The sequence below is a fragment of the Streptomyces panaciradicis genome, from assembly GCF_023516615.1.
GTDB classification, from domain to species: domain Bacteria; phylum Actinomycetota; class Actinomycetes; order Streptomycetales; family Streptomycetaceae; genus Streptomyces; species Streptomyces panaciradicis.
Window position 1 is genome coordinate 1 of the sequence record NZ_JAMGBF010000214.1, and the last position, 11,227, is coordinate 11,227.

11 protein-coding genes and 1 pseudogene are annotated in these 11,227 nt (G+C 72.2%); 6 read left to right on the plus strand and 6 right to left on the minus strand.

The window, feature by feature from the left end; all coding sequences use genetic code 11:
* Window positions 1–666 (plus strand): annotated as a pseudogene (locus M8J74_RS41270) (DUF2637 domain-containing protein); the annotation flags it as partial.
* Window positions 667–745: 79 nt separating this feature from the next.
* Here the strand turns inward: M8J74_RS41270 and lysS are convergent.
* On the minus strand, window positions 746–2,488 hold the full coding sequence (gene lysS / locus M8J74_RS41275) for a lysine--tRNA ligase (protein WP_249841307.1): 1,743 nt from the start codon (window positions 2,486–2,488) through the stop codon (window positions 746–748).
* A 127-nt stretch (window positions 2,489–2,615) separates the two neighbouring features.
* Here lysS and argS point away from each other — a divergent pair, with 127 nt between their 5' ends.
* Window positions 2,616–4,376 (plus strand): arginine--tRNA ligase, encoded by a 1,761-nt coding sequence (argS, locus tag M8J74_RS41280; RefSeq protein WP_249841308.1) that lies wholly within the window; start codon window positions 2,616–2,618, stop codon window positions 4,374–4,376.
* Here argS and M8J74_RS41285 read toward each other — a convergent pair.
* Window positions 4,354–4,803, minus strand: coding sequence for an ATP-binding protein (locus M8J74_RS41285; RefSeq protein ID WP_249841309.1), 450 nt, complete (start codon window positions 4,801–4,803; stop codon window positions 4,354–4,356). The genes argS and M8J74_RS41285 overlap by 23 nt on opposite strands.
* 113 nt (window positions 4,804–4,916) lie before the next feature.
* On the opposite strand from M8J74_RS41285, the gene M8J74_RS41290 reads away from it, so the two are divergent.
* On the plus strand, window positions 4,917–5,744 hold the full coding sequence (locus M8J74_RS41290; RefSeq protein WP_249841310.1) for a helix-turn-helix domain-containing protein: 828 nt from the start codon (window positions 4,917–4,919) through the stop codon (window positions 5,742–5,744).
* On the plus strand, window positions 5,741–5,923 hold the full coding sequence (locus M8J74_RS41295; RefSeq protein WP_249841311.1) for a DUF397 domain-containing protein: 183 nt from the start codon (window positions 5,741–5,743) through the stop codon (window positions 5,921–5,923). Before M8J74_RS41290 ends, M8J74_RS41295 begins: the two co-directional genes overlap by 4 nt.
* Here the strand turns inward: M8J74_RS41295 and M8J74_RS41300 are convergent.
* Entirely contained in the window at window positions 5,907–6,725 is an 819-nt protein-coding gene (locus M8J74_RS41300) for a class I SAM-dependent methyltransferase (RefSeq protein ID WP_249841312.1), read from the minus strand. The two genes, M8J74_RS41295 and M8J74_RS41300, sit on opposite strands and share 17 nt — an antisense overlap.
* 73 nt (window positions 6,726–6,798) lie before the next feature.
* Between M8J74_RS41300 and M8J74_RS41305 the strand changes: the two genes are divergently transcribed.
* Entirely contained in the window at window positions 6,799–7,389 is a 591-nt protein-coding gene (locus tag M8J74_RS41305; protein WP_249841313.1) for a TetR/AcrR family transcriptional regulator, read from the plus strand.
* Between the two features lie 57 nt (window positions 7,390–7,446).
* A complete protein-coding gene (locus M8J74_RS41310; protein WP_249841314.1) occupies window positions 7,447–8,214 on the plus strand; it encodes a DUF4253 domain-containing protein in 768 nt (255 codons plus the stop codon).
* Between the two features lie 9 nt (window positions 8,215–8,223).
* Here the strand turns inward: M8J74_RS41310 and M8J74_RS41315 are convergent, their stop codons facing one another.
* The 3 genes from M8J74_RS41315 to M8J74_RS41325 all read right to left on the minus strand — a co-directional run.
* The gene (locus M8J74_RS41315; RefSeq protein WP_249841315.1) at window positions 8,224–9,072 is read right to left on the minus strand and encodes an arylamine N-acetyltransferase family protein; all 849 of its coding nucleotides are present in this window, start codon (window positions 9,070–9,072) and stop codon (window positions 8,224–8,226) included.
* Window positions 9,073–9,116: 44 nt separating this feature from the next.
* A complete protein-coding gene (locus M8J74_RS41320) occupies window positions 9,117–10,328 on the minus strand; it encodes an aminotransferase-like domain-containing protein (RefSeq protein ID WP_249841316.1) in 1,212 nt (403 codons plus the stop codon).
* Window positions 10,329–10,435: 107 nt separating this feature from the next.
* On the minus strand, window positions 10,436–11,227 hold a 792-nt coding region (locus tag M8J74_RS41325; RefSeq protein WP_249841317.1), incomplete at its 5' end, for an SAM-dependent methyltransferase.

Sequence of the window (11,227 nt, forward strand, 5' to 3'; positions counted from 1 at the left end):
CTGGCGGAGACGGCCCCGGCGGGTCTGGCGGCGGCGGGCATCGAGCCGGTGCTGCTCCCGCCGGCGCCCCGGTTCGAGGCGGCTCCGGCCGCGGACGGCCGGGCCGCGGTGGCGGCGCCGGTTCCGCAGCGCGCGGCGCCCGCGGGTGAGCAGCGCCAGGAACTGGCCGGCCCGCCCGTCGCCGAGCAGCCGCCCTTCGAGCCGGAGCCGGAGGTGAGCCCGTGGCTGCACGCGCGGCCTCCGCAGCAGATCGAGTACCACGGCGGCTACGACCCGACCTACGACCCCTCGGACCAGTACGCCCAGTGGTACGAGGAGCAGCAGCAGGCGGACCAGTACCGCGAGCAGTTCGAGGAGGAGCCTCCGCTGCCCGGTCAGGAGCCCTCTCCGGAGGAGACCGGTACCTTCCCGATCCCGGTGGGCCCGAACCGGACCCGCGAGCTGGGTGAGGGCGGTGGCACTCCGGAGCCGGCCGCGCCGACGGAGGAGGACTTCTACCAGGTCTTCAAGAAGTCGATAGACGGCAGCTATCCGACGGCCGGCCAGCTGCGTGGTGACGTCGAGGCGACGTACGGCGTCTCGCTGCCGCAGCGTGAGGCCGAGCGCATGGTCAACCGTTTCACCAACCGTCACACGGCGGAACTGCAGGAGGACCACATCGCCTAGCGCGTACGACACGTCGGTACGTACGAGGAGGGGGCGTCCGGTGCCAGGCACCGGACGCCCCCTCCTCGTATGACGCGGGCTACTCGCCGAGCAGGCGCCGCACCCGGTCCTGGCCGACCGCGAGGAGCAGCGTGGGCAGGCGCGGGCCGGTGTCCCGGCCGACCAGCAGGTGGTAGAGCAGGGCGAAGAAGGTCCGCTGGGCGGTCTTGATCTCCGCAGGCAGCTCCTTGGGGGTGGCGTCGGCCGGGAAGCCGGCCTGCACCTTGGGCACGCCGTAGACGAGGTGGGTGAGCCCGTCGAGCGACCAGTGCTCGGCGAGGCCGTCGAGCAGCAGCCGCAGGGACTGCTGGGACGCCTCGTCGAGGGACTTCAGCAGCTCGGCGTCCGGCTCCTCGCGCACGATGGTCCGCTGGTCGGCGGGGACGTGCGTGTTGATCCAGGCCTCGGCCTTGTCGTAGCGCGGCCGGGCCTCGTCGAGGGAGCCGAGCGGGTTGGCGGGGTCCAGGTCGCTGAGGATGCGCAGCGCCTGGTCCTCGTGTCCGGCGGTGATGTCGGCGACGGAGGCCAGGGTCCGGTACGGCAGCGGGCGCGGGGTCCGCGGCAGCTCGCCGGCGGCCGTGCCCACCGCGCGGGCGTGCGCGGCGACGTCGGCCGGGAGGGCGGTGCCGTCGGCGACCTTGGCGTCCAGCTTGTCCCACTCGTCGTAGAGCCGCTGGATCTCCTGGTCGAAGGCGATCTTGAAGGACTGGTTGGGGCGGCGGCGGGCGTACAGCCAGCGCAGCAGCTGCGGCTCCATGATCTTCAGGGCGTCTCCGGGGGTCGGCACGCCGCCCCGCGAGGAGGACATCTTCGCCATGCCGCTGATGCCGACGAAGGCGTACATGGGGCCGATGGGCTGCTTGCCGCCGAAGATCCCGACGATCTGCCCGCCGACCTGGAAGCTGGAGCCCGGCGAGGAGTGGTCGACGCCGGAGGGCTCGAAGATGACGCCCTCGTAGGCCCAGCGCATCGGCCAGTCGACCTTCCAGACCAGCTTGCCGCGGTTGAACTCGTTGAGCCGGACGGTCTCGGAGAAGCCGCAGACGGTGCAGGAGTAGGTCAGTTCGGTGGTGTCGTCGTCGTAGGAGGTGACGGTGGTGAGGTCCTTCTCGCAGTTGCCGCAGTACGGCTTGTACGGGAAGTAACCGGCGGAGCCGCCGCCGCCGTCGTCCTCGCCGGCCGCGCCCGAGCCCTCCGCGGCCTCCAGCTCGGCCTCGTCCACGGGCTTCTGCTGCTGCTTGGCGGGCGCCTTCTTCGTCCGGTACTGGTCGAGGATGGCGTCGATGTCGCCGCGGTGGCGCATGGCGTGCAGGATCTGGTCGCGGTACACGCCGGAGGTGTACTGCTCGGTCTGGCTGATCCCGTCGAACTCCACGCCGAGCTCGGCCAGCGACTCGGTCATCGCGGCCTTGAAGTGCTCGGCCCAGTTCGCGTACGCCGACCCCTTGGGCGCCGGGACGGAGGTCAGGGGCTTGCCGATGTGCTCGGCCCAGGCGGCCTCGTCGACCCCGGCGATGCCCTTGGGCACCTTGCGGTAGCGGTCGTAGTCGTCCCAGGAGATGAGGTGGCGCACCTGGTGGCCGCGGCGGCGGATCTCGTCGGCGACGAGGTGCGGGGTCATGACCTCGCGGAGGTTGCCGAGGTGGATAGGGCCCGACGGGGAGAGTCCGGACGCGACGACGACCGGTTTGCCCGGGGCCCGACGCTCCGACTCCTCGATGACCTCATCCGCGAAACGGGAGACCCAGTCGGTGGTCTCGGTGCTCTGAGCCACGATCGGCACGTCCTTCTTTCTGAACGGGTGAGGCTCCATTGTCACAGACGGTGGTGCGACCGGGAAAACCGCTTTACCCCCCATGGGATACTGGATGGGTCTATCCATTCCCACGAGGAGAACGGCACCCCTTCCTATGGCCTCGGTCACGTCCCTCAGCGACTCCGTCCAGCAGCAGCTCGCGTCCGCCCTCTCGGCCACCCTGCCGGAGGCCGCCGGCGCGGACCCGCTGCTGCGACGAAGCGACCGGGCCGACTTCCAGGCCAACGGCATCCTGGCGCTCGCCAAGAAGGCGAAGGCGAACCCGCGGGAGCTGGCGACCCAGGTCGTCTCCCGGGTGGCGACCGGCGACGAGCTGATCAAGGACGTCGAGGTGTCCGGCCCCGGCTTCCTGAACCTCACGATCGCCGACCGGGCCATCACCGAGAACCTCGCCGCCCGGTACGCGGACGGCGACCGGCTCGGCGTGCCGCTGAAGGAGAAGGCCGGCATCACGGTCATCGACTACGCCCAGCCGAACGTGGCGAAGGAGATGCACGTCGGCCACCTGCGCTCCGCCGTCATCGGTGACGCGCTGCGCGGCATGCTCGACTTCACCGGCGAGAAGACGATCGGCCGGCACCACATCGGCGACTGGGGCACCCAGTTCGGCATGCTCATCCAGTACCTGTTCGAGAACCCCGGCGAGCTGGCCCCGGCCGAGGACGTCGACGGCGAGCAGGCCATGTCGAACCTGAACCGGGTGTACAAGGCCTCGCGGGCCGTCTTCGACGCGGACGAGGAGTTCAAGGAGCGGGCCCGCAAGCGGGTCGTCGCCCTGCAGTCCGGCGACAAGGAGACCCTCGAGCTGTGGCAGCAGTTCGTTGACGAGTCGAAGGTCTACTTCTACTCCGTCTTCGAGAAGCTGGACATGGAGATCCGCGACGACGAGATCGTCGGCGAGTCGGCGTACAACGACGGCATGCCCGAGACCGCCCGCCTCCTGGAGGAGATGGGTGTCGCGGTGCGCTCCGAGGGCGCGCTCGTCGTGTTCTTCGACGAGATCCGGGGCAAGGACGACCAGCCGGTGCCGCTGATCGTGCAGAAGGCGGACGGCGGCTTCGGCTACGCGGCCTCCGACCTGACCGCGATTCGCAACCGGGTCACCGACCTGCACGCCACCTCGCTGATCTACGTCGTGGACGTACGGCAGTCGCTGCACTTCAAGATGGTCTTCGAGGCGGCGAGGCGTGCGGGCTGGCTGACCGACGACGTCACCGCGCACAACATGGGCTACGGCACGGTGCTCGGCGCGGACGGCAAGCCGTTCAAGACGCGTGAGGGCGAGACCGTACGGCTGGAGGACCTGCTGGACGAGGCCGTGCAGCGGGCCGCCGAGGTCGTCCGGGAGAAGGCGCAGGACCTCACCGAGGACGAGATCCAGGAGCGGGCCGCGCAGGTCGGCATCGGCGCGGTGAAGTACGCGGACCTGTCGACGTCCCCCAGCCGGGACTACAAGTTCGACCTGGACCAGATGGTCTCGCTGAACGGCGACACGTCCGTCTACCTCCAGTACGCCTACGCCCGGATCCAGTCGATCCTGCGCAAGGCGGGCGAGACGAAGCCGGCCGCGCACCCGGAGCTGGAACTGCACGCGGCGGAGCGGGCGTTGGGCCTGCACCTGGACGCGTTCGGCGACACGGTCTTCGAGGCGGCGGCGGAGTACGCCCCGCACAAGCTGGCGGCGTACCTGTACCAGCTGGCGTCCCTCTACACGTCGTTCTACGACAAGTGCCCGGTCCTCAAGGCCGACACCCCGGCGCAGGTCGAGAACCGTCTGTTCCTGTGCGACATGACGGCCCGCACCCTGCACCAGGGCATGGCCCTTCTGGGCATCAGGACGCCCGAGCGCCTCTGACGGCAGGAGCGGGCCGCGGGGCGCAGAGGAACTCGCACCACACGGCCTTGCCCAACTCCCGCTCCCGCACGCCCCACTTGTCGCTCAGCGCCGCGACCAGCAGCAGTCCGCGACCACCCTCGGCCCCGGTGTCCCCGTCGTCCACGACGCGGGGCACGCCGGGGCCGCTGTCGTGCACCTCGACGCCCAGCACCCGGCCGTCGTAGCGCAGCAGCAGCCGTGAGTGGCGGCCGGGCGGGACGCCGTGCAGCAGGGCGTTGGTGACCAGTTCGCTCACGCAGAGCAGTACGTCGTCGGCGCGGTCCGTCCCGGCGAGGTCCCAGCCGGTGAGGGTCTCGGCCGTGAACCGCCGCGCGGCCTGCACGGATCGGCGCTCCCGGCGCAGGAACCGCTCGCGCAGGCAGGGGAGTTGAGTCCTGTCGTTCACAGGACGAGAGTCGCGGAGAGTGACTAGCGTTGATCACTCGGTGAACCCGTACAGATTTTTTGTACGGGCTCGCACCGGGTGACGTACGCGTGTCGAGGGGGATGGAGACCTGCATGAGCGCCAGGAGGCCGCCGCGGCCGAAGAACCTCACGTCCATGAAGATGCTGGGCAAGCAGCTCGGCGCCGCGCGTCGCGCCGCGGGTCTCACCCAGAGCGCCCTCGCCGAACTCGTCCGGGTCGACGAGGAGACGATCGCGTCGATCGAGCAGGGCAGACGGGCCCTGAAGCCGGACCTGGCCACGGTGCTGGACGACGTCCTCCAGACCAAGGGGACGCTGCCGGCGGGCGTGGCCAACCTGCCGGAGATCGACCAGTTCCCGATGTGGGCGGAGCTGTACATGGAGCATGAGCGGGAGGCGATTGCGCTGTCCCTCTATGCCAACCAGGTGTTGCCTGACCTCCTTCAGACACGGGCCTACGCAGAAGCAGTCCTGCGGGAGCGCGTTCCGGCGTATGACCCGGAGGAGATCGAGCCGAAGGCCGCGGCACGTATCGAGCGGCAGGAGATCCTGCATCGTAAAAGCCCGCCGACCGTCAGCTTCGCCATCTGGGAGCCCGTGCTGCACCTGGCGATCGGAGGACCGGACGTACGCGCAGAGCAGCTGCGCCACCTTCGGTTGTGCGCTGAACTGCCGTCCGTGTCACTGCAGTTCCTGCCGATGGCCGGTCCCGCGCACGCCGGTCTGGACGGCCCCTTCGTTCTCCTGGAGACCCCGGACCATCAGCATCTGGCCTATATCGAGGGCCAACGCGGCAGCCAGTGGGTCTCTGACGCGGATGAGGTGTCCATTCTCGCCCGTAAACATGCGATGCTGCGGGCACAGGCCCTGTCCCCACTGGAGTCGAAGGGTCTGCTGGACCGTCTGCTAGGAGAGCGATGAGCACCGAGGCACTTCAGTGGGTCAAGTCGACCTACAGCGGCAGCGAGGGCGGCGAGTGCCTCGAAGTCGCCACCACCCCCCACACCATCCACATCCGCGACTCCAAGAACCCCGCGGACAGCGGCCCCACTCTGCGTGTCACCCCGGCCGCCTGGGCCGCGTTCACCGCGAGCAGGTGACGAGGGCGAGGGTGGCGTAGGGCATCGTGACCGTGCCGCCGCGGGCGTCGATGGCGGCGCCCACGGCGTCCAGGATCTCGGCGAGCTGGTCGGGCTGGAGGCGGGTGAAGGCGCCCTGGGTGGGCAGGACGTCCAGCCAGGCGTCGCGGGTGTAGGTGAACTCCCAGTCGTACCGCCACTGTTCGGGCTCACCGAACGCGCCGTCCGCCGCGCGGATCGCGTCGGCGGCCCGGGTGAGGAAGGTCTGGTAGCCGTCGATCATGGATCGGCCGAGCGTGGACCGGAAGTCGAACGGCGAGTCCGGTATGACGCGTTCGGCGGCTGCGGCGACGGCCTCCGCGAGGTCGGGCGGGGTCTCGGCGACGTTCCAGAACGGGACCAGCAGGCCGCCCGGCCGCAGCACGCGGGCCGCCTTGGCCGCGCCCGCGGCGAGGTCGACCCAGTGCCAGGCGGTCGCGGCGGCGACGACGTCGAAACGCCGCTCGCCGGGCTCCCAGTCCTCGAACGTCGCCACCTCCGTGTCCGTGCCGAGCCGTCGCGCCAACTCCGCCATGCGCGCGTCGGGTTCGACGCCGAGGACCGTGCAGCCCGCCGCCTGGAACTGCCGGGCGGCGATGCCGGTTCCGCAGCCGACGTCGAGGAGGTCGGGGCCGGGGGCGGTGGCGGCGACGCGGCGGATCAGGGCCTCGGGATAGCGGGGGCGGGCCCGGTCGTACCGCTCGGCGTCCGTGCCGAAGGACTCGGCGATGTCGCGGCTGCGGTGGGGCTCGGGTGTGGCCTCGGAAGACGGTAAAGTGGGCATGCGCCCACTATGGGTGGGCAGTCGCCCACTCGTCAATGGGCACCCGCCCACTCACGTCGTACGAGAGGACCGCATGCCGACCGGAGTGGCTATCCGCGACCCCCGCCAGCAGCTCTTCGACGCCGCCGAGCGCGTCCTGCTGCGGGACGGCCCCGGCGCGCTGACCAGCAGGGCGGTGACCGCGGAGGCGGGGTGCGCGAAGGGGGTGCTGCACCGGCACTTCGCGGACTTCGACGCGTTCCTGGCGGAGCTGGTGCTCGCCCGGGTCGCGCGGCTCGACGCCGTGTCCGGCGGCCTGCGTGCCGCCGCCGGGACCGGCTCCGTCACCGACCACCTCACCGGTGCCCTGGCCGAGGTGTTCGACGCGGTCGGGGTGGCCGTCGTGAGCCTGGTCATCGCCCGTGACGAGCTGCGCGCCCGGCTGCGCGCGGCCGGCCGTCCGCCCGGCATCCCGCTGCTGACGGAGGCCGCGGCGGTGCTGGCCGCCTACCTCGCCGCCGAACGCGACCTCGGCCGTGTCGCGCCCGGCGCCGATCCGGCCGTACTGGCCCCCACCCTGCTCGGCGCGGCGCACCTGCTGTACGCGGACCGGGAGAGTCCGGCGCCGGACGCCGCGGCCGTCCGCGCGGTGGTGACGACCGTCATGGCCTCCGCACTGCGCTGACGCTTCGGCAGGCGGTCGGTACGGCCGTTGTCGGTGCCGGCCCCTACAGTCTCCGGCATGGCGACACTCCCCAACCCGCTCCCCCGGCTCGACGCCCTCGGGCTCGACCTCCCTCCCGGCCGGCTGGTCGACGAGACCGTCGAGGGGCCCTGGCACGAACCCCTGCTCTGGCTCGCCGACGGGCAGGCGGCGCCCGGCGGCTGGGACGCGCTGCGGCACACCGCGCCGGCGGCCGGTCTGCTGCCCGTGCTCGTCGAGGCCGGTGGTGACCTCGGGGGGCCGTGGGACTGGGAGTTGGCGCCCGGGGAGGTCTCGTATCCCGGGGACCACGACCCGGTGGACGTGCTGGCGGAGCACTGGGAGGAGTGCGCGGCGGACGGCGAGGAGTGGCCGGGCCCGGCGCCCGCCGCGGACGTCACCGCCCCCGAGGCCGCCGCCACCACCCTCGCGGAGGCCGTGGTCGCGGGCGGCACCGGCGCGTTCAAGGAGCCCCGGCTCGCCCTCGTCCCGGCCCGCCGCAGCGCGGACATCCCCGCGGCGATCGGCTGGACGGGCCCGGCCCACCACGACGAGGACGTGGCCCGGCTCTGCGCGGTGCTCCGCTCCTGGGAGGACCGTTACGGCGTACGGGTCGTCGCCCTCGGCTTCGCCCATCTGCTGGTGTCCGTCGCCGCCCCGCCCGCCACGCTCGCCGATGCGGAGGCCCTGGCCGCCGAGCACTTCGCGTTCTGCCCGGACACCGTCCTCCAGGGCCCCGGCACCCTCACCGCGTACGCCGAAGAGCACCTGCTCGGCAAGCCGTCCTGGCACTTCTGGTGGGACTGACCGGCCGGCTCAGCCGAACAGCGCCGTCCCGTCGGGCACGACGATCCCGAACTCCTCCTCCAGCAGCCGCCGGGCCTCGCCCTCGTCGGTCAGCTCCCGCTCGCGCACGGCGCCGTCGGCCCGCGTCTCGGTGAGCGTCCGCCCGTGCAGCAGCAGGTGCCGGCCGGCGCTCACGCTCTGCACGTACAGCCGCTGCGTGAACGGCGACCGCGGGTTCGTGCCGATGTGCCAGTTGACGACCTCGAAGTCGGCGTGCTCGAACGGCTCCAGGGTGAACGCGTACTGCGCCTGCCAGGGCCCGTCGGAGGCGACGCCGCCCCTCTCCGCGCCGTACGCCTGCAGCACCCACAGCTCCAGGGGCCCGGGATGCTCCACGGTCACCAGCCGGTGCCGCCGCCCGGCACCCTCGAACTCCGTGCCGGCGAGCAGCGGCACCGGCTCCAGCAACGCCCCGATCGCCCCGAACCCCACGTCCGCCAGATACGGCCCCGGCTCGCCCGGGACCTCCACCAGCAGCGCCATGTGCGTACGCGGCCGGCTCTCGACCCGGTCCGCGCCCACGATCACCCGCGCCGCCAGCCGGGTCACCCGGAACCCCAGCGCCTCCAGCGCGGCCGCGAACAGCGTGTTGTGCTCGTAGCAGTACCCCCCGCGCGGACCGTGCACCAACTTGGCCACCAGATCCCCGAGTTCCAGCGAGGGCGCCACCCGCCGCAGGGCGTCGAGATTCTCGAACGAGATTCCCCGCACATGCGCGAGATGCACGCCCTCCAGTGTCTCCAGATCCGCCCGCGGCGCCCCCTCCCAGCCGACTCTCCGAAGGTACGCACCGAGCTCGAACTCCCCCGTCTCCGCCATGCCCCCACCCTACGAACAGCCGCCCGGTGAGGCGAAGGAACCGGTCAGACCGCCCGCAGGCCCTCCCCCAGCCTCCTGAGGCCCTCCCCGATCTCCTCCGGGGTCTGGGTCACGAAGCACAGGCGGAGGGTCGAGGGGTCGGGGGTGCCGGCGTAGAAGGGCGCTCCGGGCACGTAGGCGACGTCGTGCCGGACCACCCGCGGCAGCAGGGCCGTCGTGTCGTACGGCTCCGGCAGCCGGGCCCACAGGAACATGCCGCCCGCGGGGCGGGACCACGCCGAGCCGGCCGGCAGCGCCTCCGGCAGGCCCGCCAGCATCGCGTCCCGCCGCTCGCGGTAGACCCCGGCGACCCGGGCGACGTGCGCGTCCAGGTCGCGGTCGGCCAAGTACCGTGCCGCGGCGAGCTGGTTGACGGTCGGGGTGTGCAGGTCGGCCGCCTGCTTGGCGACCGCGCAGGCCCGGCGCAGCCCCGCGGGCGCCCGCAGCCAGCCCAGGCGCAGGCCGGGAGCCATCACCTTGGAGAAGGAGCCGAGCAGCACGACCCGCTCGGCGGCCCCCTCGTAGGAGGCGATCCACGGCTCCCGCTCGCCCTCGAAGCGGAGCTCGCCGTACGGGTCGTCCTCCACGATCCACAGCCCGCACCGCTCCGCCACGTCGGCGATCGCGGCCCGGCGGGCGGCGGGCATGGTCCGGCCGGTCGGGTTCTGGAAGGTGGGGACGGTGTAGAGCAGCTTCGGGCGCTCGCGCAGGACCAGTTCCTCCAGCGCCACGGGGTCCACGCCCTGCTCGTCGCCGGGCACCGGGACGATCCGGGCACCGGCGAGGCCGAAGGCCTGGAGTGCCGCGAGATAGCAGGGGTCCTCCACCAGGACCGTGTCGCCGGGCTCCAGCAGGGCGGCCGCGAGCAGGGACAGCGCCTGCTGGGAGCCCGTGGTGACGAGGACGTCGTCGGCGTCCGTGGGCAGCCCGCGCGCGGACATGCGGCCGGCCAGCGCGGCCCGCAGCGCCGGCTCGCCCTCGGTCGTGGAGTACTGCAATGCCCGCCCGGCGTCCTCGGCGAGCACCGCCCGGAACGCCTCCGCGATCCCCTCCGCGTCGAACAGCTCCGGCGCCGGCAGCCCGCCCGCGAAGTTGATCACCTCGGGGCGGGCGGTGACGGCGAGGATGTCCCGTACCGGCGAACCGCCGACCGTCCGGGCCCGCGCGGCGAGCGGCGGAAGCGGGACGGGGACGGGTGCGGGTGGGACGACGGTCATGATGCGGCTCCTCTGCCATGGCTCGTGGGCGCAGCTTAGAAAGAAAGGTGCCCTCTACACCTGGTGTTCCGCGATCCGGACGCCTGGCCGGTCGAGGTCTTCCCGCCTCAGGCCTTGCGGCCGCTCGCCCCGTAGACGTTGATGTCGTCGTCCGTCACGTCGTTGATGTCGCGGTAGCGGATCTTCTCGATGTCGTCGAGGGAGTCGAAGTACGCCGCCTCCACGACCGGCGGGGCGGGCGCCGGGCCCGGGTGCCAACGGTGGACGGGGACGACGCCCGGCTCGCCCAGGGTGAGCCCCGGCGTCTCGCCGAAGAACCGCTCGACCTCGGTCCGGGAACGGAACACGAAGGTGAACCCGCGCTCGGTGTAGGTGCGTTGGACCGCCCGCGCCGGCTCGGGGTGCATCTCGTCGGTGAGGTGACTGAGCACCAGGTGACTGCCGGCCGGCAACGCGTCCATCAGCTCGCGCACCAGCGGATAGGCCTCCGCGTCCTCGACGAAGTGCAGGATCGCCACCAGCAGCAGCGCGACCGGCTCACGGAAGTCGAGGATCTTGGCGGCCTGTTCGAGGATCTCCTCCGGCCGGCGCAGATCCGCGTCGACGTAGTCGGTACGGCCCTCGGGGCTGCTGGTGAGCAGGGCGCGGGCGTGCGCCAGGACCACCGGGTCGTTGTCGACGTACACGATCCGGGACTCGGGGGCGATGTCCTGGGCGATCTGGTGGACGTTCTCCGCGGTGGGCAGGCCGGTGCCGATGTCGAGGAACTGCCGGACGCCCTGCTCGCCCGCCAGCCGGGTCACCGCGCGGCGCATGAAGTCGCGGTTGTGCCGCACGTCGAGGTAGCCGCGCGGGTTGGCGGCGAGCGCGGCGGCGGCCGCGGCGCGGTCGACCGGGTA

Excerpts from the sequence above, each read along its gene's own strand:
- argS (WP_249841308.1), top strand. The coding sequence starts at position 2,616 with ATGGCCTCGGTCACGTCCCTCAGCGACTCCGTCCAGCAGCAGCTCGCG.
- M8J74_RS41290 (WP_249841310.1), top strand. The coding sequence starts at position 4,917 with ATGAGCGCCAGGAGGCCGCCGCGGCCGAAGAACCTCACGTCCATGAAG.
- M8J74_RS41295 (WP_249841311.1), top strand. The coding sequence starts at position 5,741 with ATGAGCACCGAGGCACTTCAGTGGGTCAAGTCGACCTACAGCGGCAGC.
- M8J74_RS41300 (WP_249841312.1), bottom strand. The coding sequence starts at position 6,725 with ATGCCCACTTTACCGTCTTCCGAGGCCACACCCGAGCCCCACCGCAGC.
- M8J74_RS41305 (WP_249841313.1), top strand. The coding sequence starts at position 6,799 with ATGCCGACCGGAGTGGCTATCCGCGACCCCCGCCAGCAGCTCTTCGAC.
- M8J74_RS41310 (WP_249841314.1), top strand. The coding sequence starts at position 7,447 with ATGGCGACACTCCCCAACCCGCTCCCCCGGCTCGACGCCCTCGGGCTC.
- M8J74_RS41315 (WP_249841315.1), bottom strand. The coding sequence starts at position 9,072 with ATGGCGGAGACGGGGGAGTTCGAGCTCGGTGCGTACCTTCGGAGAGTC.
- M8J74_RS41320 (WP_249841316.1), bottom strand. The coding sequence starts at position 10,328 with ATGACCGTCGTCCCACCCGCACCCGTCCCCGTCCCGCTTCCGCCGCTC.